The sequence below is a fragment of the Conexibacter sp. CPCC 205762 genome, from assembly GCF_030646155.1.
GTDB lineage: Bacteria > Actinomycetota > Thermoleophilia > Solirubrobacterales > Solirubrobacteraceae > Conexibacter.
On sequence record NZ_JAUTDN010000020.1, the window covers coordinates 1 to 21,287 of the forward strand.

Consider the following 21,287-nt stretch of genomic DNA (forward strand, 5'->3'; position numbering starts at 1 on the left):
TTGGCCTCCGACTTGGGCGGGCGCAGTGGCGGCGGGCGCAGCGGCGGCGGGCGCGTCAGGCGTCGAGCCAGCCCGCCCGCAGCCCCTCGCGGGCGGCGCGGACGGCGGCGGCGGCGCGCGTCGGCGCGGCGAGCTTCTCCAGCACCCGCTCGACGTGCTTGCCGGCCGTGCGCGGGCTGATCACCAGCCGCCGCGCGATCGCCTCGTTCGAGCGGCCGGCGGCGAGCAGCGTCAGCACCTCCAGCTCGCGGCGCGTGAGCCCGTGCACGTCGGCGGCCGGCTCGACGGCGGCGAGCGCCAGCAGCGCCGGCTCGCGGCAGGCGATCAGCTGGATCCGCGCGAAGCCGCCGCCGACAGCCGCGGGCCACAGGAAGCGCTCCTCGCCGCCGGCCGCCAACGCGCCGTCGCCGCGAGCCGCAGCGCCGGCCACCGCCCCACCGCCGAGCCCCTCCAGCGCCCGCCGCGCGACCTCCAGCGCCGGCGCGCCGGGCGCCAGCAGCGCGGGGCGCTCGACACCGGGCAGCGGCACGACCGTGCCGCCGGCCGTCAGCCCGATCGCGGCCCGTTCGCCGCACAGCAGGCGCCGCAGCGCGAGCAGCGAGCCGGTCGCGTCGCAGAGCTGGGCGAGCGCGCCGTTGAGCGCGCCGATCGTGTCGCAGGCGAGGTCGCTCGGGTGGCGCTCGTCGTCGACCGAGAGGTGCAGCAGGCCGACGAGCCGGCCGTCGTCGCTGCGCAGGCACATCGAGAGGCCCTCGCGGAAGCCGCTCGGCAGCAGCAGCCGGCCGATCGTCCCCTCACGCACGCGCGCCTGGTCGGGCACGTCGCGCATCCGCATCGGGCGGCAGCTGCGCGTCATCCCCAGCTCGGCGCACTCGGCGACCAGCTCGGCGCCGATCAGGTGCCGTGCGACGCCGCGCGTGTAGCCCTCGTGGACGAGCCCGTCGAAGCGCTCGCCGACGGGATCCCACGCCGCCAGCTCGGCGCCGACGAACGGCACCAGCGGGCGCAGCGCGTCGAGCGCGCTGCGGGCGCGGTCCTCGGCGGAGTCGGGCCGGCCGACCGCGTACGCGACCGCGGCCGCCGCCCGCAGCGCGGCACTCTCCATCGGCGAATGATCGCGCACGCGGCAAGCGGCGTCGCGACCGGCCCCCGTCCGGCCGCCCTCGCCCCGCCTCCCTCGCGCCCGCGCGAGGGTGCCGACGCGCCCGCTGACGTCCATGTCCGAAAACCACTAGTGCGCTGTCGCCGGGGTCGCCATCATCAACGGCGTGGTCGAGGACTTCGAACAGTGCTACCGGGCCGTCAGCTCCAAGGACGGCCGCTTCGACGGCTGGTTCGTCACCGCCGTCACGACGACCGGGATCTACTGCCGCCCGAGCTGCCCGGCCGTGACGCCCAAGCGCGGCAACGTCCGCTTCCTGCCGACGGCCGCCGCCGCCCAGCGGGCCGGCTTCCGCGCCTGCAAGCGCTGCCGGCCGGACGCCTCCCCGGGCTCGCCGGAGTGGAACATGCGCGCCGACACGGTCGGCCGCGCGATGCGGCTGATCGCCGACGGCAGCGTCGACCGCGACGGCGTCTCGGGCCTCGCGAGACGGCTCGGCTTCAGCGAGCGCCACCTCCACCGCCAGCTCGTCACCGAGCTGGGCGCGGGGCCGCTCGCGCTCGCCCGCGCGCAGCGGGCGCACACCGCGCGGCTGCTGATCGAGACCTCCGAGCTGCCGTTCACCGAGGTCGCCTTCGCCGCCGGCTTCCCCTCGATCCGCCAGTTCAACGAGACCGTCAGAGAGGTCTTCGGCACGACCCCGACCGAGCTGCGCAGCCGCTCCGCCCACCGCGGCGATCCGGCGACCGGCGCGCTGACGCTGCGGCTGCGCTGCCGCCCGCCGTTCGACGGCGCCGGCCTGCTCGCGTTCCTGGCGCTGAGGGCGGTGCCGGGCGTGGAGCTGGTCGACGGCAGCGACGCCGCGCAGCCGCTGCTCGCGCCCGCTGCGGACGTGCCGGCGCGCACCTACCGCCGCGTCCTCTCGCTCCCCCATGGTCTCGGCCTCGCCGCGCTGACGCCGCGTGCCGAGCACGTCGACTGCACGCTGCGGCTGCGCGACATGCGCGATCTGTCCGCGGCGGTCGAGCGCTGCCGGCGGCTGCTCGACCTCGACGCCGACCCGCTCGCGGTCGACGGCGCGCTCGGCGGCGACACGCTGCTCGGCCCGCTCGTCCGCGCGACGCCGGGCCTGCGCGTGCCCGGCACCGTCGACGGCACCGAGCTGGCCGTCCGCGCGGTGCTCGGGCAGCAGGTCTCGGTCGGCGGCGCCCGCACGCTCGCCGGCCGGCTGGCGCAGGAGCACGGCGCGCGGCTCGCGGAGGAGCTGCCGTCCTGCGAGACGGCGGCCGGCGCGGCTGACGCAGATCGCGGCTCGCCTGACACAGACGATGGCGCGGCTGACGCAAACAACGGCGCGGCTGACGCGATTCCGGCGCTGACCCGCGCCTTCCCGACGGCCGCCGCGATCGCCGCGCTCGACCCGGAGCAGCTGCCGATGCCGCGGGCGCGCGGGCGGGCGCTGGTCGGCCTCTGCGCCGCGCTCGCCGACGGCGCGATCCAGCTCGATCCCGGCGCCGACCGCGAGCAGACGCGCGCCGACCTGCTCGCGCTGCCCGGGATCGGCCCGTGGACGGCCGAGTACGTCGCGATGCGCGCGCTCGGCGACCCCGACGCCTTCCCCGCCACCGACCTCGGCATCCGCCACGCCTTCGCCCGCCTCGACGCCGCGAGTTCCCCCACCGGTGCGCGGCGCACGACGCCGCCGGGGAACTCGCAATGCGCAGCACAGCCTCACGACGCCCGTGCCGTGGCCGCGATCGCCGAGCGCTGGCGACCGTGGCGCGCCTACGCCGCCCTGCACCTGTGGGCGACCCTCACCCCCACCGAAGGAGCGAGATCATGACCCTCGTCACGACCACGATCCCGACCCCGCCCGGCCCCTTCACCGTGATCGCGCGCGAGTCGGCCGACGGCACCGCGACCGTGCTCGCGAGCGGCTGGGCGCCCGGCGCCGCCGCGCTGCTGGAGACGATCGGCCCCGCGCGGCTGGCCGGCGCCGGCGTCGCCGGCATCGACCCGCGCACGATCGAGCAGCGCGACGACCTCGGCCCGATCACGCAGGCGCTGCGCGACTACCTCGCCGGCGACCTGCACGCGATCGACGCGGTCGCGGTCGAGCAGGCCGGCGCGCCGTTCACGGCCCGCGCCTGGCAGCAGCTGCGCGCGATCCCGGCGGGCGAGCCGCGCACCTACGCCCAGCTCGCCGCCAGCAGCGGCAACCCGTCCGCGGTGCGCGCGGCCGGCAGCGCCTGCGGTCGCAACACGGCGGCGCTGTTCGTCCCCTGCCACCGCGTGCTGCGGACCGGAGGCGACCTCGGCGGCTTCCTCTACGGGCTCGACGTCAAGCGCTGGCTGCTGGAGCACGAGGCGGCGCCGGCGGCCGTGGCCTGAGCCGCGGCCGGCCGGCCGCCCCGGCGGCGGGGCGAGCGTCCGCGCGCTCGCCCCGCCTCGCCTCGCCGTCCCTCAGCTGCCGCCGAGCAGCCCGGGCACGCGGAAGACGATCGCCTCCGTGTCGTCCGGCGTCCCCGGCACGCGGCCGGAGTTGCCCGGGAAGTTGTTGTCGTTGGCCATCAGCAGACGGTCGCCGCCGAGCCAGACGACGGTCTCGACCGACTGCAGCGGGAAGCCGAACGGGTCGCCGAAGCCGATCCCGCCGGCCGGCGCCGGCAGCGAGACGCCGAACGGGTCGCGGATCCGCAGCAGGTCGGCGACGGTGCGTGTCTTCAGCGTGCCGTCGGCCTGCGGCGCGGCGCCGAGGTCGACCTCGATCAGCCGCTTCACTCTCGCGGCGACGCCCTCGGCGTTGTCGCGCTCGATCATCAGCAGCCGGTTGCCGGGCAGGATCTGCGCGTCGCCGACGTAGCGATCGGCCGCCGCGCTGACGTGGAAGCTCCACTCGCGCCCCGTGTATCTGCCGCTGCGCACGTCGAACTCGTGGATGCGGCGGATCGTCTGGTCGGGCTCGTTGCTCAGCGCGCGCTCGGTGATCGCGTAGAGCGTGCGGCCGTCACGGCTGGCGGCGAGCGGCTCGAAGCCGCCGGAGGCCGGCAGCGTCGGCGTCTCGCCGGGCGCGAGGTCGGGGCTCTGCGGCGACTTCACGCCCGGCAGCGGGACCGGCGCCTGCAGCACGCGACCGTCGGGCGAGGTCTGCAGCAGGTACGGGCCGAACTCCTCGCCGAACCAGAGGTTGCCGCGGTTGTCGCGCTGGACCGCCTCGAGGTCGAAGTCGGCGCCGGTCAGCAGGCGGTCTCTCGTCTCCTCGTTGACGATCGCGAACGGGATCTTGCGGTCCGGGTCGCGCAGCGAGACGAAGCGGTCGAGCAGCAGTCTGCCGCTGCCGCCGCGGGCGGTCTTCCACTGCGGCTTGACGTGGTAGAGCCGCAGCAGGAAGTCGGCCGAGTTGTCCTTCGTGCCGAAGCCGTTGTCGGGCATCCCCCAGAAGCCGCCGCGGCCGTCGTCGAGCGCGCCCGAGAAGCCCGGCACCGGCTGCGCCGGGAACGGCGGCGTGACGCCGTTGGCGGCGCCAACGCCTCTGTTGCCCGACGGCGGACCGGGCTGCCAGTCGAGCGCGCCGTAGCTGGCGCGCGCCTCCAGCAGCGGCTCGCCCGGAAGCGTCACCGCGAGCCGGTAGAGGCGCGTCACCTGACCAGCGGAGAAGTTGTCGTCGGACAGCAGGTACAGCTCGCGCTGGCCGCCGCGGAGGCGGTCGCCGAGCGCCATCGCCTCGACGTTGTCGAGCAGCGGGTTGGCCTGCGCGCCCGGATTCGTCGCGCCGCTCGGCGGGCAGTCGCCGAGGTCGACCAGCAGTCGCTTCGCGACCAGCTTCACGCCGTCGGCGGCGAGCGACTCGACGTCGCTGACGTCGTCGGCGCCGGCCGTGAACGCCTGATAGATCCGCACCGTGTTGCCGGCGCCCGCGACGAAGCCGCGCTCGAGCACCAGCAGCTCGCCGTCGCCGACGACCTGCAGCTCGCTGATCGCGAGGCCTGCGTCGGTCGTGTAGCCGAGCTGACCGGCCGGCTGCCAGTCGCCGCGGCGGTCACGCTCCCAGCGCACGATCCGGTTGAGACCCTCGCCGGCGGCCGTTCTGCCGTCGCCGGAGAGCGGCCCCTCCATCCCGGCGTAGAGCGTGCGCCCGTCGGGCGACTGGCCGAGGCCCTCGAAGGTGAGGTTGGTCGACGCCTCGCCGGCCGGCGCGACGCGGAACCGCTCCGGCACGGGCAGCTCGCCGAGCTGGCGGCCGTCGCGGCCGAAGCGGCGCACCGACGGCTCCGTCTCGGAGGAGGCGAGGAACGTGCCGTCGCGCAGCGCGACCATCCCCTCGCCGTCGAAGTCTCTGCCGGTGTAGGCCGTGCCGTCGGCGCGCGTCAACGCGGTCGTGCCGACGACGCGGACGCGCGGCTCCCCGCGGCGGCTCGTGTCGAGCTTCAGCGCGTAGCTGCGGGCGGGTGTCGAGCCCTGGTTGTCGACGAGCGCGCGGGCGTTGCCCCAGCGGCCAGCCTGGCCGAGCGTGAGCGCCGAGAGGCCGCCGACGTCGCTGCCGGCGAAGGTCGTCTTGTCGAGCGCGTCGCTGTAGCCGAGCAGCGACGCGTTCGGCGAGCAGACGCCGCCGATCACGGCGCCTTCATGGCCGCGCGGGCCGTGGCCGTGGCCACCGTGGCCGTGGCCGTTGTGGGCGGTCGCGAGGGCCGGCGCGGCGAGCGCGAGCGCGGCAGCGGCACCAGCCGCAAGGGTGCTTCGGACCATCGGTCGATGTCCTCCTGAGGGATCGCCTGGACCCACTCGATCCCAGCGCTCGCCGGCGGCCGTTTCGTGACGATGGTGTCGCCGAGCGGTTGCGATCCCGTCGCGTTCGGGTGACGATCGCGTGAGCGCAGGTTTGGCCCGCGCGCCGATACCATCCGCCGCCGTGACGCTCGTCGAGGAGATCCGCGTCGGCGCCGCCTGGGTCGCCGAGCAGGCGACGGCGGTCGTGGTCGAGCACGACGCGGTCGCCGCCTACGCCGCCGCGCTGCCGCCGCGCGGCGAGCTGCCGGGGCTCGACGCCGACGCGCACATCGTCGACGGGCCCGTCGAGCTGCGCGCGGCCTTCTTCCTGACGCTCGACGCGATCAACTTCGGCTCCGGCTGGTTCCCGACGATCCGCAAGCGCGACGGCCGCTCCGGCTACTTCACCGTCGCGCTCGGCCTGCGCGACCGCTTCCGCACGCGCGGCGCGTGGACGGCGGCGGAGCTGCGGCGGATCGACGCGGCCGAGATCGCGCAGGTGCTCGGCCAGGATCCCGCGCACGAGCTGATGGCGCTGTTCGCGCGCTCGCTCAACGACCTCGGCGCGCACGTCGCCGACGACCACGGCGGGCGGTTCATGGGGCCGGTCGAGGCGGCCGCCGGCAGCGCCGTCGCGCTCGTCGAGCGGCTCGCCGGGTGGTACTGCTTCGCCGACGCCTCGCCCTACGCCGGCCGCACGGTGCCGCTCTACAAGCGCGCGCAGGTCGCCGCCTCCGACCTCGCGTTCGCGGGCGTGGCGGAGTTCGGCGACCTGCAGCGGCTGACGCTGTTCGCCGACAACCTGATCCCGCACGTGCTGCGGCTCGACGGGATCCTCCGCTTCGACCCGGACCTGATCGCGCGGATCGAGGCCGGCGAGCTGATCGAGCACGACAGCCCCGAGGAGGTCGAGATGCGCGCGGGCGCGATCCACGTCGCGGAGCTGATCGCCGCCGCCCGTCCCGACCTGACGCCACAGCTGGTCGACCAGACGCTGTGGACGAGAGGCGGCGGCGCGTTCTACAAGGCCGTCCCGCGCCCGCGCTCGCGCACCACGGCCTACTGACCGGTCTCCCCCGCGATGTCCGCTTCCGCCTCCCCCGCTGACGATCCGCGCGCGCCGCTGGAGACCGAGCGGCTGCTGCTGCGGCCGTGGCGCGACGACGCGGCCGACCTCGACGCCTACCTGCGGATCTCCTCCGACCCCGACGTGATGCGCCACATCGCCGACGGCAGAGTGCTCGACCGCGACCGCGCGGCGGAGCAGCTGACGCGCTTCGTCGAGCACTGGGAGCGGCATGGCTACGGGCTGCGCGCCGCGGTCGAGCGCGACAGCGGCGAGGTCGTCGGCTTCGTCGGCGTGATGCGGGCGGGGCAGCCGGGCGTGCGGCCGGGCGACGTCGAGATCGGCTGGCGGCTGGCGAGGGACCGCTGGGGCCGCGGCTACGCGACCGAGGGCGCCCGCGTCGTCCGCGACCACGCCTTCACGCAGCTGCGGCTGGCGCGGCTGGTCGCGTTCGTGCGGCCGGCCAACGACGCCTCGATCGGCGTGATGCGCAAGCTCGGCATGCGGCTGGAGAAGGAGACGCTCTGCAGCTACGGCCTGCCGATGCGGATCTACGTGCTCGACCACCCGCGCGCTCGCTGACCGCCCGCACGGCGCCCGCCGTCGCCGCCCGGCCGCCTGCGTCGCTAGCCTCACGCCGATGCGCCTCGTCACCTGGAACGTCAACTCGCTGAGAGCGCGGCTGCCGCGTGTGCTGGAGTTCCTCGCCGAGCACGAGCCCGACGTGCTCTGCCTGCAGGAGACGAAGACCGACCCCGATGCCTTCCCGCATGCGGAGCTGGCCGAGGCCGGCTACGTCGCGGCCGACCACAGCGCCGGCCGCTGGGCCGGCGTGGCGGTGGTCGCGCGCGAGCAGCTCGGGGTGGCGGCGGTCAGACGCGGCCTCGCCGGCGAGCCGATCGCGGAGGAGGCGCGCTGGGTCGAGGCGACCGTCGGCGAGCTGCGCGTCGTCAGCGTCTACGTCCCCAACGGCCGCGAGCTGGCGAGCGAGTGGTACGAGCAGAAGCTGAGCTTCTTCGACGCGATGGCCGCGCGCGCGGGCGCGCTCGTCGCCGCGGGCGGCGAGCTCGTCGTCGCCGGCGACATGAACGTCGCGCCGGCCGACGTCGACGTCTACGACCCGGCCGCGTTCGTGCAGGTGACGCACACGAGCGCGCCCGAGCGAGCGGCGCTGAAAGGCGTCGTCGACGCCGGTCTGGTCGACGCCTACCGCGCGCTCCACCCGGAGGAGGTCGGCTTCACCTGGTGGGACTACCGCCAGGGCCACTTCCACCGCGGCCTCGGGATGCGGATCGACCTGACGCTGGTGAGCCCGTCGATCGGCGAGCGGCTGACGCGCGTCGGGATCGAGCGCGACTACCGCAAGGGCAGCAGACCGAGCGACCACGTCCCGCTCGTCGCGGACTGGGCCTAGGCGCCGGCCGCTCGGCCGCAGCCGCTCGCACGGGCGCCGGAGCGGGCCGGCCGCTCAGCAGTCGGCGGCGGTCTCGATCGTCGTCGTGACGCCGCCGCCGGCCAGCTCGGCGAACAGCACGCTGCGGCCGCGCACGAGCGCCCGGGTGGCGGCCTCGACGCGCACGAGCGCCTGCTCGACGACGTCGTCGCCGGCGCCGAAGGCGTGGTCGAGCAGCAGCGTCGCGTGGCCCTGCGCGAGCCCGCCCATCGCCAGCACGAGCGCGGCGGCCGCGTCGGGGTCGCGCGCGGGCACGAGCGGCCGCGTCGCCTCGACCAGGTCGTCCAGCAGCGCGTGGGTCGCCGTCTCCAGGCGCGGGAAGCGCGACTTGTCGAGGCCGGCGCCGAAGAGGACCTCGAACATCGCTCTGCGCTCGGCGGCGAAGCGGACGTAGGCGCGCGCGGCGGCGGCGATCCCGTCGGTCGGCGTGCCGCCGCCGGCGAGCGCGACGGCGAAGCGCCCGCGCAGCTCCTCGGCCGCGCGCGTCGCGGCCTCGGCGAGCAGCTCGTCGCGGTCGGCGAAGTGGCGGTACGGCGCCGCCGCGCTGACGCCGGTCCGCCGCGCCGCCTCCGCGACCGAGAAGGCGTGGACGCCCTTCTCCGCGATCAGCGCGAAGGTCGCCTCGACGAGCGCCTCGCGCAGGTCGCCGTGGTGATAGGCGCGTCTGGCATCGCTCGCGCCCTCCGGACCGCTCGCGCCGGCCGCCGCCGGGCCTCTCGCCGTTCTCGAAACCGTCGCCATCCGCCCCCACGATACCGCCGGCTTGCAATGTAAGCGAGTCTCACATACATTGTAAGAGGCACTCACATCCTGACTTCGGAGCGACCCATGAGCAGCGACTGGACAGCCGAGCGGATCCCCGACCAGAGCGGCCGGCTGGCGATCGTCACCGGTGCCAACAGCGGCATCGGACTGGAGGCGGCGAAGCAGCTCGCGCGCCACGGCGCCGAGGTCGTGCTCGCCGTCCGCAACGCGCAGAAGGGCGACGAGGCGCTGCGGCAGATCCGTGCCTTCGCCCCGGGCGCGACCGTCTCGCAGTCGGCGCTCGACCTCGCCGACCTCGACTCGGTCCGCGCCTTCGCCGCGCGCGTCCGCGACGAGCGCGAGCGGATCGACCTGCTGATCAACAACGCCGGCGTGATGGTGCCGCCGAAGCGGGCGGCTGCGGGGCCGTTCGAGCTGCAGTTCGCGACCAACCACCTCGGCCACTTCGCGCTGACGGGCCTGCTGCTCGATCGCGTCGAGCCGACCGCCGGCCGGGTCGTGACCGTCTCCAGCACGGCGCACAGACTCGGCCGGATCAACTTCGACGATCTGCAGTCGGAGCGCAAGTACAGCCGCTGGCGTGCGTATGGCCAGTCAAAGCTGGCGAACCTGCTGTTCACGTTCGAGCTGGACCGCCGCCTGCGCGCGGCCGGCTCGCAGGTCCGCGCGACCGCCGCCCACCCCGGCTACTCGAACACCCACCTGCAGACGGCGGTGGCCGGCGGCGCCGACCGAGCGCTGATGCGGATCACCAACCCGCTGTTCGCGCAGGACGCGGCCGCCGGGGCGCTGCCGACGCTGTTCGCCGCCGTCGCCGACGTGCCGGGCGGCAGCTTCGCCGGGCCGGACGGCTTCGCCGAGCAGCGCGGCAAGCCGAAGCTGGTGAAGGCCCGCCCGGCCGCGCACGACGAGCAGGTCGCCGCCCGCCTCTGGAGCGTCTCGGAGCAGCTGACGGGCGTCACCTTCGACCTCCCCGCCCACGCCGCCACCGCATGACCCCCGCCTGACGCGCTCGCCGCCCTGCGCCCGCGCGGCGCCGCGTCGTCCCCGCCTCCCGCGCGCGGCCGCCCCTCCCCGCCTGACGCGCTCGCCGCCCGGGACGGAGGCAGCGAGCGCGCCGGGGGCGCGGGGACGCGAGCTCAGGTGGTGTCGGCAGCAGCGCGCGCGGCGACGACGGCGATCGGGCCGTAGCCGCGGCGCAGCTCGATCTCGGTCAGGCCGGCGGCCTCCAGCCAGGCACGGTGCTCGGCCTCCGAGTAGGCGTCGCCGCCGTCGTTCTCGACCATCATCATCACCGCGAACAGCGGCAGGTCGGGCGCGGCGGTGTCCGCGTCGGGGATCCAGTCGTACAGCAGCAGCGTGCCGCCGGGCGCGAGCAGCCCGGCCGCCTCGTGCACCAGCCGCGCGCAGTCGGCCGGCGGATGGTCGTGGAGGATGTTGGCGAGCAGCACGACCTCCCAGCGCTCGCCCTCGGGCCGCCCGAAGCGCGCCGCGGCAAGGTCGCCGGCGACGAACGGCAGCCCGCCGTGACGCTCGGAGAGCAGCGGCTGCAGCTCAGGCAGGTCGAGCACCGTCGGCCGCACGTCCCGCCGCAGCCCCGCCAGCCGCGCCGCATGCGAGCCAGCGCCGCCGCCGACATCGAGCAGCCGCAGCGGCCCGCTCGCCACGGGCCGGCCGCCGGCGGGTGCGTCGCCAGGCGCGGGTGCGTCGCCAGGCGCGGACGCGTCGCCAGGCGCGGACGCGTCGCCAGGCGCGGACGCGTCGCCGGGCGCGGGTGCGTCCTCGTACGGGTCGGCCGGCGCCGGCAGCAGCTCCGCCGCCGCCTCGGCCAGCTCGCCGCCGAAGCGGGCGGCGAGGTCGTCGAGCGCGCGCAGGAAGCCGAACGCGGTCGCGCGGTCGTCGTCGAGCCGCCGGCGCCAGGGGGCGATCCGCGCTCTGCCGTCCTCGATCGCCGCCGGCAGCTCGTTCCAGACGCCGTAGAAGAACCACTCCTTGCGCACGATCCAGGCGAGCGTCTGCGGGTGGTCGCTGGCGAGCGGGGCGCCGGCCTCCGACAGCGCGAAGCGCGTGCCGGCATCGACCGGGGCGCCGGCCTGGAGCCCGTCGACGCGCGTCGCCAGCCCGAGCGCGACCAACGCCGACAGCAGGATCCGCGTCGCGCGCGGGTCGCTGCCGGCACCAAGCGCGACCTCCTCGACCGTCTTGCCGGCGCCGACGGCGTCCGGCCCGTGCGAGCCCGCGACCTCCTCCGCGAGCGCATCGGCGACCCCGCTCAGCACCGCCGCCGACAGCACCGCCGACTGCTGGTAGGCCGTCAGCAGCGCGAGCGGATCGACCGCGCCGCTCATCGCCCCGCCTCCGCGCGAACGGCCGCCACGCCGCGCGTCGCCGGCGCGCTCACGACGACCTCCGCAGCGCGCGGGTCGCCTGCCAGGCGTCGCGCAGCAGCGCGCCGCGCTCGCGGGCGCGGCGGGCGAGCCGCGCGCGGCCGGGCTCGACGCCGATCCGCCCGAGCGCGACGCGGGCGGCGTTGCGACCGGGGACACCGGTGATGCCGCCGCCGGGGTGGGTGCCGGCGCCGGTCAGGAAGAGGCCCTCGATCGGCGTCGTGTAGCCGGACAGCGAAGGGGTCGGGCGGAACCCGAGCAACTGGTCGATCGACATCTCGATGTGGTTGGGGTTGGCGTTGGCGTTGCCGTGGCGGGCGACCCAGGCGACGGGGCCGGTGACGCGCCGCTCGACGACCTCCATCTTCGCGCCGAGCGCGCCCTCGGCGACGGACCAGGCGTGGTCGGCCGCGCGCTCCAGCTGGCCTTCGTCCCACGCGCCGGAGGCCGGGGTCCATGGCACGAAGGTCGAGATCCATGCGACCGCCTTGCCCTCCGGCGCCCAGCCGGCTTCAAGGGACGACGGGAAGGCGATCATCACCGGCGGCCGCCGCGCCAGCTCGCCGAGCTGGACGGAGGCGAACGAGCGCTCGATGTCGCTGATCGTGTTCGCCGACAGCATGAAGGCGCGCTCGAAGCCGGCCGGCTCGACCGGCGGCTGCGCGGCGATCACCGCGTCGACCTTCAGCTCGGAGACGTTGCGGCGGCCGGAGTGGATCCGTCTCAGCTCGCGCGCCAGCCGCGCCGGCACGTGCTCGGGCGCGACCAGCCCCGCCACCGCGCCCGGCCCGTCACCGCGCCCACCGCCGGCCCCGTGCCCGCCGCCCGCCGCGCCGCCGACGCCGAACAGCCGCCGCGCGTCGATCGCGGAGACGATCCCGCGCGCGGCCGCGTAGCGGACCCCGCCGGCGACGACGGCGACGGCGCGCCCGCCGACGACCTCGACCGACTCCGCCGGCGCGTTGACGACGACGCGCCCGCCGGCCGTCTCCAGACAGCGCACGAGCGCCTCGACGGTCGCGCGCGAGCCGCCGGCCGGCCGCGCCGCCTGCGGCCCGTGGAAGGCCGCGAGCGCGAGCCCGCCGGCGCCGGTGCCGGGGTCCAGCGGCGACTGCTGCGAGTGCGCCGCCCAGTGCGCCATGGGCGCCATCAGCCGCTCGTCGGAGAAGGTCGAGCGCAGCACGTTCGAGGCCGAGCCGAGCAGCGTCTGCATGAACGGCGCGGCCTCCGCGCCGAGCGTCGCCTGCGCGAGCGCGGCGAGCTGGCCGAGCGACGGCGGCGGCCCGGCGTCGAGCGAGCCGCCCAGCCGCATCCCGGCGCTTGCCCAGGCGGCGAAGCGGCGGTAGGCGTCCGCCTCGGCACCGCCGACGAGCGGGACGAGCCCGTCGACGGTGCGGTCGAGGTCATCCCAGAAGGCGAAGCGGGCGCCGTCGTCGGCCGGCCCGAGCGTGACCTGCTCGCGCCGGTGGAAGCGGAGGCCGTGGCGCGACTCCAGCTCCAGCTCGGCGGCGACGCCGCTGCCGACGATCCCACCGTGCTCGTAGGCGCCCAGCTCCAGCCGGCCGCGCCCGTCGGGCAGGTCGCGCGTGTCGATGCAGCCGCCGACGGTGTCGGACTGCTCCAGCACGAGCACGTCGAGCCCGGCGCGGGCGAGGTAGCAGGCGCAGACGAGCCCGTTGTGGCCGCCGCCGATGACGATCGCGTCGCTCATCGCGGGGCCTCCGTCGCGTCCGCGCGCCCCGTGCCGGACGCGCCCGCGAACGCCTCCCGCAGCCACCGCCACGCCCGCTCCTCCTCCGCCGCGAAATGGCGCGAGCGGCGGTCGAGGTCGATCAGCGGGAGCGCCTGCGGGCCGGCGTCGAGCGCGACGCGCGCCCGCTCCTCCAGGAACCACGCCCGCACCGCCGCCTGACGCAGGGTCGCGCCGGTCGCGACGGCGCCGTTGGCGCGCAGCAGCAGGCAGTCGGCCGCGCCGAGCGCGGCGGCGGCCCGCGCGCCGTGCGCCTCGGACGTGACGAGGTCGGGGTCGCCATCCCACGCCGCGACCGTCCCGGCCAGCCCGCCGAGCCCGTGCAGCAGCGGCGGCACCGCCCCGCGCGCGGCCCAGGCGACGGCCGCGCGCGAGTGCGTGCGGCAGATCGCGCCGACATCGGGCCGCGCCGCGTAGAGCGCCGCGTGCAGCGGCGCCTCCAGCGGGATGCCCTCGCCGGCACCGCCGTCCGGCCCCAGCCGGTGGATCGACGCAGCCGTCTGGGACGCGAGCGGCGCGGTCGAGGTCAGCAGAAAGCCGTCGCCCGCCCGCGCCGACACGTGCCCGAAGGCCTCGACCAACCCGGCGCGCGCGATCAGCCGCGCGGCCGCTGCCACCTCCGCTCTCACCCTTCGGGCTCCCAGACGCGCAGCGCCATCGCCGTCGGCGCGTAGGCGTTGCAGGGGCTGAGGTCCTGCGGGCAGGCTGACAGCACGACGAGCAGGTCGTCGAGCACCGCCAGGTCGATCGTCGCGCCGGCCGCGTGCGGCGGCTCGTACGTGACGATCCGGCCGTCCTCGTGGCGGTTGTTCATGAAGACGTTCCAGGCCGTCTCGCCGCGCACCGTCCAGGCGTGGCCCGCCGCCAGCACCGCCGCCTCCAGCGAGGCGAGGCAGGAGCCGTGGTTGTGGACGCCGTAGTCGCGCGCGTAGCGCTCGGGGTCGCAGCAGGGGACGATCAGGTCGTGGCTGCCGACGTCGTCGTGGAGGATCCGCAGCAGCGGCCGGCGGTGGTTGGAGAACAGCTCGTCACCGACCTCCGGCACCAGCTTCGCGAGCGCGGAGACGGTGTGGCCGGCGCTGAAGACCTCGGTCGGATCGCTCAGCCGATAGGCGATCAGGTCGCCGACCTGCTGCCCTTCGAGGTCGACGAGCTGGAGTATCTGGCCGGCGTGGACCTCGACGGCGCGCGCCTCGCGCGCCGGCACGATCACCTCTGCGGCCAGCTGCTCGTACGAGCGCGGCCCGGGTCCGACCATCATCTCGACGCCTCCTTCGCGACCCCGCCGAGCCGCGCGTTGAGCCGGCCGCGGGTCGCGACCGCGCCGATCAGGACGATCTCGTCGGGCGCCGGCGCGTCGGCGATCGCGACCGTGATCGTGTCGTAGTGGGAGCGGACCCAGATCTCGTCCTTGAAGCAGAGCGGCACGTCGATCGAGGCGCCCGGCGCCGCCCGCTTCGTCGTCGACGGCAGCCACGCGCTGCCGCCGTTGAACGCGTCGCGGAAGGGGGTGCCGAAGGTCGTCGTCTTGACCGCGTTGCCGTGCTCCTGCTCGCCGGCCGTGCCGACCATCACCGCCTTGCCGTGGCTCTCCACCGCGCCGCCGGCGGCCGCGAAGCAGCGCTCCCCGATCAGCGCGCCGAGCGCGGCGCTCGGCTCGATCAGCTCGTCCAGCGCGTCGCTGAACGGCCGCCCCGCGTACGGGTTCGTGAAGACGACCGCGCAGGCGACCTTGCGCAGCAGCCCGCCGTCGTCGCCGCGGCCGCCGTCGAGCAGCACGTCCTCGGCCACGACGACGATCTTCCGCACCGCAAGCGACGCGCTCACGACGCCACCGCCGGGTCGCTGTCAGGCCGGCCGGTCGGCGTGCGCGGCCCGCACGGCCGCTGCGGCAGCGACGCGATCCAGGCGATCACGTCGTCGGTGGTGCGCACGTCGCCGTACTTCATCTGGATGTCGAGCAGGTTGACCTTGTGCGAGAGCGTCGAGCGGTCCCAGACGCACTCCTGCGGGACGATCGAGCGGAAGTTGTACTGCGCGGCGTCGACCGCGCTCGCGCGCACGCAGCCGCTCGTCGTCGTGCCGGTCGTGATGACGGTGTCGACGCCGAGGTAGATCAGGTAGTCGAGCAGGTGGGTGCCGTGGAAGGCGCTCGGCTTGTCCTTGACGAAGCAGACGTCCTGCGGCTGCGGCGCGACCTCGGCGACGATCTCGTTGCCGAGGTGGCCCTTCATGTCGGTCTCCTCACCGGCACGATGGCTCTTCCAGTTCCAGGCGCCCTGGTCGAAGCCGTCGGGGCGGCGGTCCATGCCGGTGTAGAAGATCGGCAGCTGCTGCGCGCGCGCCGCCGCGATCAGCCGCTGCAGCTGCGCGACGCCCTCCCAGCCGCGCTCGCCGCAGGAGTAGCGCCAGCGCTCGATCGAGTCGAGGATCGGCTCCGGTCTGTCGCCGACGAAGTTGTAGATCACGTCGACGACGAGCAGCGCGGGCCGCTCGCCGAAGCCGACGCGCTTGCCCCAGCCGGCCCGTTCGAAGACGAGCCGGTCCTCCTCGGGCAGCACGTCGTCCCACACGTTGCCCATCGCGGCTCAGACCTCCTCGAGCACCGGCGGAGCCTGTTGCGCGCCGCCGGGCAGGCGGCGCAGGTATCTGCCGTCGGCGTCGCCGATGAACTCCGGCTTCGGCGCGCCGTCCTGCCAGCGCGACATCTGCTTGCCGCGCAGGTAGGTGGCGACGTTCCAGCCGTGGATCGTTCTGCCGTCGAGCACGGTCCAGCCGGAGCGCGTCTGCACCATCGCGTTCTCGACCTGCACGACTCTGTCGAGGTCGACCAGCACCACGTCGGCGTCGAAGCCGACGTCGAGCGCCCCCTTCTGGCCCCAGAGGCCGAAGATTCTCGCCGGGTTCTCGCAGGCGACGCGGACCATCCGGTCGAGCGTCAGCTCGCCCTGGTGGACGCCCTCCAGCAGCACCGGCAGCAGCATCTCGACGCGCGAGGTGAAGCCGGTCCGCAGCTCCCAGATGTTCTCCGAGTAGGAGTTCTCGTACGAGGGATCGCCCCAGATCACGACGTGGTCGGAGCCGACGGCGTTGATCACGCCGTCGCGCAGCGCACGCCAGATGTTGGGGTTGTTCGCGCGCGAGCGCAGCGGCACGTTGATCCGCCAGGCGTTGTGCTCCTCCTTGCCGAAGTGGAGCCAGTGCGGGCCGGTCTGGGCGTAGCAGGTGACGCCGCGGCCGCGCAGCTCGAGGATCTCTCTGTACGTCTCCGGCGTCGTCGCGTGCTGGATGTAGATCGGGCAGCCGAGGTACTCGGCGAACTGGCCGTACTGCCGCACGTGCTGCGCCTCGAGGAAGTGCGGCGAGCGGTCCGACCAGGTCGCCCAGTCGGTGCGGCCCTGCGCTCTCAGCCGCTCGTCGAAGATCCGCGCGATCTCCCAGTTCTCGCAGTGCATCGCGACGACGCCGGGATAGCCGAGCGCGGCGACCGCCTCCATCGTCTGGTAGACGACGCCGTCGTCGAAGCCTGCGCCGAGGCCGGCGCGGCGGCCGGGCCAGTTCGGCTCCGCCTCGGGCGACATCGCCTGCAGGTAGAGCTTGTACGAGGTGACGCCGTGGTCGCGCGCGTACTCGGGGATCTCCTGCGCCTGCTGGTCGGTCTCCAGCATGTAGGTGGCGAAGACGTCGACCGCCGCGTCGCGCTCGATCACGCCGGTGAAGTCGTCGATCACGTCGTGGAAGGAGACGACGTCCTGCTTCTGCACGTACTCGACGAATCTCGGCGCGCCCATCCGCGTCGAGGGCGCGTGGATGCCCCAGGTGGTGACGCCGGCGACGACCGCCGCGCGCGACTCGGTCGCGACGTCGTCCTGCAGCGGGACGTAGCAGCCGGGGTGCGCCTCCGTGTCGACGAGGCCGGGGATCACGTGCAGGCCGCTGGCGTCGTGCGTCGCGCGCGCCGGCGGCAGCAGCGCGTCCTCGCCGATCGCGACGATCTTCCCGCGGTCGATCGCGATCCCCGCCCGGCGCGTGCCGGTCGGGGTGACGACGGTGCCGCCGACGATCTTCAGATCGACCTCGCGGGGTGCGCTCATCTCCTGGCCTCCTCGGCCGCCGTCGCGGCGGCGTTCTGTGCCTGCAGCTGCTGCTCGGCGGTGCGACCGCCGCACTCGGCCGTGATCGCCTCCGACACGTCGCGCAGCGTGTGGCCGATCGACGGGATCGCGTCGCGCGTGAGCTGGTCCGGGAAGCCGATCGCGATCAGCACCGCCGCGAGCGTCCCGTCGGCGTCGTGGACCGGGACGGCGACCGCGTTGTTGTGGCGGTACTCGCCGATCGAGGCGCCGTAGCCGACGCTGCGCACGTGCTCGATGTCGGCCAGCAGCGCGTCGGGGTCGGTCAGCGTGCGGTCGGTGTGGGCCGGGATCTGGCGCGCCCGCTCGCGCACGAGCGACTCCGCCTCGTCGCTCGGCTCCAGCGACAGCAGCACCTTGCCGACGGCGCCGTCGAACCACGAGTAGCGGACGCCGAGCGAGATGCCGACGTGGGTGTCGTCGGGGTAGGCGACCTGCACCGTCTCGACGTCGCCGCGGCCGAGCGGCTGCGCGGCGATCACGGTCAGATGGTGCTCGCCGGCGACCTCGTGCGTCCGCTCGATCGCGAGCGCGAGCGCGTCGACCTGCCTGACGGCGAAGGCGCCAAGCCGCACCAGCCCGCCGCCGAGTCTGTAGGCGCGCCCGCGCGGATCGCGGCGGACCCAGCCGAGCGACTCCAGCGTCGTCAGCAGGTTGTGCGCGCTCGACTTCGACAGCTCCAGCTCGCGCACCAGCTCGGTGTGGGTGAGGCCCTCCGGCGCTCTCGCGATCGCTTCGAGGATCGAGGCGGCGGCCATCACCGCCGGCACGCGATAGCGCTCTCCCGCTGCTCTGGTCATCGCTCCGCTCCTTCCGTCCCCGGCAGCTCCTGCCGGAACCGCCGCAGCACGATCGTCTTCTCCCGCGTCAACTCGTCGATCGTGTACCCAAGTCCCTCGCGTCCGCCGCCTGAGAGCTTCACGCCGCCGAACGGGATCACCGGCGGGCGGTAGTTGTCGGTCCCGTTGATCACGACCCCGCCGGCCTCCAGCCGCTCCGCGACCGCCAGCGCGAGCTGCACGTCGCGGCTGAAGACGCTCGCCATCAGCCCGAACGAGGAGGCGTTGGCGAGCGCGACGGCCGCCTGCGGGCCGTCGGCTCTGACGAGCGCGAAGACCGGCCCGAAGATCTCGTCGTCGGTCGCGACCGCGGCGGTCGCCGGGACGTCGGCGAGCAGCGCCGGGGGCAGCAGCGCGCTGGCGCCCGCGTCGGCCCCGCGCACCGCCCGCGCGCCCTCCGCGACCGCGCGCGCGACCTGCGCCCGCACCCGCTCGGCCGCGCCGGCGCTGATCAGCGGCCCGACGGTCGTCTGCGGATCGACCGCCGCGCCGACGACCTGCCGGTCGACGACCGCCGCCAGCCGCTGCACCAGCTCGTCGTGCAGCGACGGGTCGACGAGGATCCGCTTGCTGGCCGAGCAGGCCTGCCCGTTCATCAGCAGGCGGCCGTGGGCCAGCTCCTCGGTGACGAGGTCGAGGTCGGCGTCGGCGAGCACGAGCGCGGCGTTGTTGCCGCCCAGCTCGAGGTGGAGGCGGCGCAGCGTCGGCGCGCTCGCGCGCGCGACGGCGAGCCCGGCGGCGGTCGAGCCGGTCAGCGAGATCGCGTCGAGCCCGTGCGCGGCGGCGAGCGCGACGCCGACCTCGCGGTCGCCGTGCAGCAGCGGCGTCACCGCCGCCGGGATCCCCGCCTCGACCAGCGCCCGCGCGAAGCGCGCGACGACCAGCGGCGCCTCCAGCGGCGCCTTCGCGACGACCGCGTTGCCGCCGACGAGCGCGGCGGCGGCCTTCTCGACGAACAGCTCGACCGGGAAGTTGAACGGCAGGATCGCGCCGACGACGCCGAGCGGCTCGCGGCGCGTCCAGGCGAGGTCGCGCGCGGTGCCGGCGAGGCCCTCGGTCGGCAGCACGCGCCCTTCCCAGCGGCGGCCGACGCGCGCGTTGTCGGCCAGCAGGCCGATCGAGGCGCGCACCTCGAACTGCGCCTGCGCGAGCGGCTTGCCGGACTCGCGCGCCAGCAGCTCGCCGAGCGCCTCGGCCTCGGGGCGCAGCGCGTCGGCGGCCGCCTCCAGCCGGTCGGCGCGCTCGGCGAGCGTGGTGCGCGCCCACGCCCCCTGGGCCGCGCGGGCGGCGTCGACGATGCCCTGAACGGCCGCCGGATCGGTCAGTCTGACCTCACCCAACGGCTCGCGTTCGAGCGGGTCATGCACGATAGATATGGGCAACATATAGAACTAGGTTTCTCTCGCTGAACCTGGACTCAGGCTACGCCGTCCTTGACGCACCGTCAAGCACTAGTTATCTGTGCAGCGCCCGCGTGAAACCGATCCACCCGCCCCGGCGTGCAGGCACCACCCATTCGGCGGGGATCTGTCCGATTCACCGGTCGAGAACGAACTCGGACGAGCACACCCGCTAAGTTCATTCCCGTGCGCCGTACGAAGATCGTTGCCACCATCGGACCTGCATCGCGTGATCCTGAGGTCCTCGTCCGAATGGTGGAGGCGGGTCTCGACGTCGCCCGCCTCAACTTCTCCCATGGCTCCAGAGAGGAGCATGAGGAAAACGTCGAGCTGGTCCGCCAGGCTGCCAGCCGTGCCGGCCGCCAGGTCGCGATCCTGCAGGACCTCCCCGGCCCCAAGCTCCGCATCGGCTCGCTCAAGAGCGACCACGTCGACCTCCGCGTCGGCGACAAGCTGACGCTCAGATGCGGCAGCGAGGAGGAGGGCGACGTCGACGCGATCTGCGTCTCCTGGGCGGGTCTGCCCGACGCGGTCGAGAAGGGCGACGTCGTCTACCTCGCCGACGGCCGCATCCGCCTCGCCGTGCAGGGCGTCCGCTCCGACACCGGCGAGGTCGACACGATCATCGAGACCGGCGGCCCGGTCGCCTCGCGCCAGGGCCTCAACATCCCCGGCTCGACCAGAGGCCTGCAAGCGGTCCCCAGACGCGACCTCGAGCTGCTCGCCTTCGGCGAGTCGATCGGCGTCGACCTCGTCGCGCTCTCGTTCGTGCGCGAGCCGGAGGACGTGCTGGAGGTGCGCAAGCACACCAGGCTCCCGCTGATCGCGAAGATCGAGAAGCCGCAGGCGGTCGAGAACGCGGTCGAGATCATCCGCGCCGCCGACTGCCTGATGGTCGCCCGCGGCGACCTCGGCATCGAGCTGCCGATCGAGGACGTGCCGGTCGTGCAGAAGCAGCTGCTGCGGATCGCCGGCCGCCTCGCGCGCCCCGCGATCACCGCGACGCAGATGCTCGACTCGATGATCACCTCCACGCGCCCGACGCGCGCCGAGGTGACCGACGTCGCCAACGCGATCTTCGACGGCACCGACGCCGTGATGCTGTCGCAGGAGACGGCCGTTGGCGCCCATCCGGCGCTGGTCGTCGAGACGATGGCGAGAATCGCCGAGCGGACCGAGCGCGAGCTGCCATACGAGCGCTGGAGCGAGGAGCGCGTCCGCCGTGACGCACGCGACCCCGCCTACACCGTCGCCCACTCGGCCTGCGTCGCCGCGCAGGAGCTGGGCCTCGCCGCGCTGGTCGTGCCGACGCTGTCGGGCCGCTCCGCGCGGCTGATATCGGCCCACCGCCCGAACGTGCCGATCTACGTCCTCTCCCCCGGCAAGGAGACGGTCCGCCGCTGCAGCCTGATGTGGGGCGTCGAGGCGGCCTCGATGCGCCGCCACGAGGTCACCGAGGAGCTGATCAGGGACGCCGGCCGCCGCGCCGTCGAGCTCGGCTGGGTCAAGCCCGGCGACCGCATCGGCATCACCGCCGGCCTGCCCAGCGGCAGACCGGGCACCACCTCGCTGTTCCAGGTCGAGACGGTTTAGGCACAAACACGTGTAGCGCTGTCACAGGCATC

19 protein-coding genes are annotated in these 21,287 nt (G+C 74.9%); 7 read left to right on the forward strand and 12 right to left on the reverse strand.

What is annotated here, in order from left to right:
• Positions 1 to 55: 55 nt before the first annotated feature.
• A complete protein-coding gene (locus Q7L73_RS16045) occupies positions 56 to 1,105 on the reverse strand; it encodes a helix-turn-helix transcriptional regulator (RefSeq protein ID WP_304690833.1) in 1,050 nt (349 codons plus the stop codon).
• A 163-nt stretch (positions 1,106 to 1,268) separates the two neighbouring features.
• Between Q7L73_RS16045 and Q7L73_RS16050 the strand changes: the two genes are divergently transcribed.
• Complete coding sequence (locus tag Q7L73_RS16050) at positions 1,269 to 2,945, forward strand: DNA-3-methyladenine glycosylase 2 family protein (protein WP_304690831.1); 1,677 nt, start codon at positions 1,269 to 1,271, stop codon at positions 2,943 to 2,945.
• Positions 2,942 to 3,493 carry a methylated-DNA--[protein]-cysteine S-methyltransferase gene (locus Q7L73_RS16055; protein ID WP_304690830.1) on the forward strand — a complete coding sequence of 184 codons (552 nt, stop codon included), beginning with the start codon at positions 2,942 to 2,944 and terminating at the stop codon, positions 3,491 to 3,493. The genes Q7L73_RS16050 and Q7L73_RS16055 overlap by 4 nt, the downstream gene beginning before the upstream one ends.
• Positions 3,494 to 3,565: 72 nt before the next feature.
• On the opposite strand, the gene Q7L73_RS16060 is transcribed toward Q7L73_RS16055, so the two are convergent.
• Complete coding sequence (locus Q7L73_RS16060) at positions 3,566 to 5,848, reverse strand: esterase-like activity of phytase family protein (protein WP_304690829.1); 2,283 nt, start codon at positions 5,846 to 5,848, stop codon at positions 3,566 to 3,568.
• A gap of 163 nt (positions 5,849 to 6,011) precedes the next feature.
• On the opposite strand from Q7L73_RS16060, the gene Q7L73_RS16065 reads away from it, so the two are divergent.
• The 3 genes from Q7L73_RS16065 to Q7L73_RS16075 are packed head-to-tail and all read left to right on the forward strand — an operon-like array spanning position 6,012 to position 8,349.
• Positions 6,012 to 6,935: a queuosine salvage family protein gene (locus tag Q7L73_RS16065; RefSeq protein WP_304690828.1), complete on the forward strand. Its 924-nt coding sequence runs from the start codon at positions 6,012 to 6,014 to the stop codon at positions 6,933 to 6,935.
• 15 nt (positions 6,936 to 6,950) lie between these two features.
• Entirely contained in the window at positions 6,951 to 7,517 is a 567-nt protein-coding gene (locus Q7L73_RS16070) for a GNAT family N-acetyltransferase (protein ID WP_304690827.1), read from the forward strand.
• A 58-nt stretch (positions 7,518 to 7,575) separates the two neighbouring features.
• The gene (locus Q7L73_RS16075) at positions 7,576 to 8,349 is read left to right on the forward strand and encodes an exodeoxyribonuclease III (protein ID WP_304690826.1); all 774 of its coding nucleotides are present in this window, start codon (positions 7,576 to 7,578) and stop codon (positions 8,347 to 8,349) included.
• Positions 8,350 to 8,403: 54 nt separating this feature from the next.
• Here Q7L73_RS16075 and Q7L73_RS16080 read toward each other — a convergent pair whose 3' ends face one another.
• Positions 8,404 to 9,129: a TetR/AcrR family transcriptional regulator gene (locus Q7L73_RS16080; protein ID WP_304690824.1), complete on the reverse strand. Its 726-nt coding sequence runs from the start codon at positions 9,127 to 9,129 to the stop codon at positions 8,404 to 8,406.
• An 87-nt stretch (positions 9,130 to 9,216) separates the two neighbouring features.
• Between Q7L73_RS16080 and Q7L73_RS16085 the strand changes: the two genes are divergently transcribed.
• Entirely contained in the window at positions 9,217 to 10,149 is a 933-nt protein-coding gene (locus Q7L73_RS16085; RefSeq protein ID WP_304690822.1) for an oxidoreductase, read from the forward strand.
• 143 nt (positions 10,150 to 10,292) lie between these two features.
• Here Q7L73_RS16085 and Q7L73_RS16090 read toward each other — a convergent pair whose 3' ends face one another.
• The 9 genes from Q7L73_RS16090 to Q7L73_RS16130 are packed head-to-tail and all read right to left on the reverse strand — an operon-like array spanning position 10,293 to position 19,647.
• Positions 10,293 to 11,501, reverse strand: a complete 1,209-nt coding sequence (locus Q7L73_RS16090; RefSeq protein ID WP_304690821.1) for a methyltransferase — start codon at positions 11,499 to 11,501, stop codon at positions 10,293 to 10,295.
• Between the two features lie 49 nt (positions 11,502 to 11,550).
• Positions 11,551 to 13,251 carry an NAD(P)/FAD-dependent oxidoreductase gene (locus Q7L73_RS16095; RefSeq protein ID WP_304690820.1) on the reverse strand — a complete coding sequence of 567 codons (1,701 nt, stop codon included), beginning with the start codon at positions 13,249 to 13,251 and terminating at the stop codon, positions 11,551 to 11,553.
• Positions 13,248 to 13,907, reverse strand: coding sequence for a class II aldolase/adducin family protein (locus Q7L73_RS16100; protein WP_304690818.1), 660 nt, complete (start codon positions 13,905 to 13,907; stop codon positions 13,248 to 13,250). The genes Q7L73_RS16095 and Q7L73_RS16100 overlap by 4 nt, the downstream gene beginning before the upstream one ends.
• An 8-nt stretch (positions 13,908 to 13,915) precedes the next feature.
• Positions 13,916 to 14,551, reverse strand: a complete 636-nt coding sequence (locus tag Q7L73_RS16105; protein WP_304690817.1) for an urea carboxylase-associated family protein — start codon at positions 14,549 to 14,551, stop codon at positions 13,916 to 13,918.
• Positions 14,548 to 15,117: an amino acid synthesis family protein gene (locus Q7L73_RS16110; RefSeq protein ID WP_304690816.1), complete on the reverse strand. Its 570-nt coding sequence runs from the start codon at positions 15,115 to 15,117 to the stop codon at positions 14,548 to 14,550. Before Q7L73_RS16110 ends, Q7L73_RS16105 begins: the two co-directional genes overlap by 4 nt.
• Positions 15,114 to 15,872 carry an isochorismatase family protein gene (locus tag Q7L73_RS16115; protein WP_304690815.1) on the reverse strand — a complete coding sequence of 253 codons (759 nt, stop codon included), beginning with the start codon at positions 15,870 to 15,872 and terminating at the stop codon, positions 15,114 to 15,116. Before Q7L73_RS16115 ends, Q7L73_RS16110 begins: the two co-directional genes overlap by 4 nt.
• Positions 15,873 to 15,878: 6 nt before the next feature.
• The gene (locus tag Q7L73_RS16120) at positions 15,879 to 17,384 is read right to left on the reverse strand and encodes a dihydroorotase family protein (protein ID WP_304690814.1); all 1,506 of its coding nucleotides are present in this window, start codon (positions 17,382 to 17,384) and stop codon (positions 15,879 to 15,881) included.
• The gene (locus Q7L73_RS16125; RefSeq protein ID WP_304690813.1) at positions 17,381 to 18,223 is read right to left on the reverse strand and encodes an IclR family transcriptional regulator; all 843 of its coding nucleotides are present in this window, start codon (positions 18,221 to 18,223) and stop codon (positions 17,381 to 17,383) included. The genes Q7L73_RS16120 and Q7L73_RS16125 overlap by 4 nt, the downstream gene beginning before the upstream one ends.
• Positions 18,220 to 19,647, reverse strand: coding sequence for an aldehyde dehydrogenase (locus Q7L73_RS16130; protein ID WP_304715589.1), 1,428 nt, complete (start codon positions 19,645 to 19,647; stop codon positions 18,220 to 18,222). The genes Q7L73_RS16125 and Q7L73_RS16130 overlap by 4 nt, the downstream gene beginning before the upstream one ends.
• Positions 19,648 to 19,848: 201 nt before the next feature.
• Between Q7L73_RS16130 and pyk the strand changes: the two genes are divergently transcribed.
• The gene (gene pyk, locus Q7L73_RS16135) at positions 19,849 to 21,255 is read left to right on the forward strand and encodes a pyruvate kinase (RefSeq protein ID WP_304690811.1); all 1,407 of its coding nucleotides are present in this window, start codon (positions 19,849 to 19,851) and stop codon (positions 21,253 to 21,255) included.
• Positions 21,256 to 21,287 lie beyond the last annotated feature (32 nt).

Bases quoted from the DNA above. Each gene is read 5' to 3' on its own strand.
- Q7L73_RS16095 (WP_304690820.1), bottom strand. From the start codon at position 13,251: ATGAGCGACGCGATCGTCATCGGCGGCGGCCACAACGGGCTCGTCTGC.
- Q7L73_RS16070 (WP_304690827.1), top strand. From the start codon at position 6,951: ATGTCCGCTTCCGCCTCCCCCGCTGACGATCCGCGCGCGCCGCTGGAG.
- Q7L73_RS16085 (WP_304690822.1), top strand. From the start codon at position 9,217: ATGAGCAGCGACTGGACAGCCGAGCGGATCCCCGACCAGAGCGGCCGG.
- Q7L73_RS16075 (WP_304690826.1), top strand. From the start codon at position 7,576: ATGCGCCTCGTCACCTGGAACGTCAACTCGCTGAGAGCGCGGCTGCCG.
- Q7L73_RS16080 (WP_304690824.1), bottom strand. From the start codon at position 9,129: ATGGCGACGGTTTCGAGAACGGCGAGAGGCCCGGCGGCGGCCGGCGCG.
- Q7L73_RS16120 (WP_304690814.1), bottom strand. From the start codon at position 17,384: ATGAGCGCACCCCGCGAGGTCGATCTGAAGATCGTCGGCGGCACCGTC.
- Q7L73_RS16105 (WP_304690817.1), bottom strand. From the start codon at position 14,551: ATGATGGTCGGACCCGGGCCGCGCTCGTACGAGCAGCTGGCCGCAGAG.
- Q7L73_RS16125 (WP_304690813.1), bottom strand. From the start codon at position 18,223: ATGACCAGAGCAGCGGGAGAGCGCTATCGCGTGCCGGCGGTGATGGCC.
- Q7L73_RS16130 (WP_304715589.1), bottom strand. From the start codon at position 19,647: ATGTTGCCCATATCTATCGTGCATGACCCGCTCGAACGCGAGCCGTTG.
- Q7L73_RS16045 (WP_304690833.1), bottom strand. From the start codon at position 1,105: ATGGAGAGTGCCGCGCTGCGGGCGGCGGCCGCGGTCGCGTACGCGGTC.
- Q7L73_RS16090 (WP_304690821.1), bottom strand. From the start codon at position 11,501: ATGAGCGGCGCGGTCGATCCGCTCGCGCTGCTGACGGCCTACCAGCAG.
- Q7L73_RS16115 (WP_304690815.1), bottom strand. From the start codon at position 15,872: ATGGGCAACGTGTGGGACGACGTGCTGCCCGAGGAGGACCGGCTCGTC.
- Q7L73_RS16060 (WP_304690829.1), bottom strand. From the start codon at position 5,848: ATGGTCCGAAGCACCCTTGCGGCTGGTGCCGCTGCCGCGCTCGCGCTC.
- Q7L73_RS16055 (WP_304690830.1), top strand. From the start codon at position 2,942: ATGACCCTCGTCACGACCACGATCCCGACCCCGCCCGGCCCCTTCACC.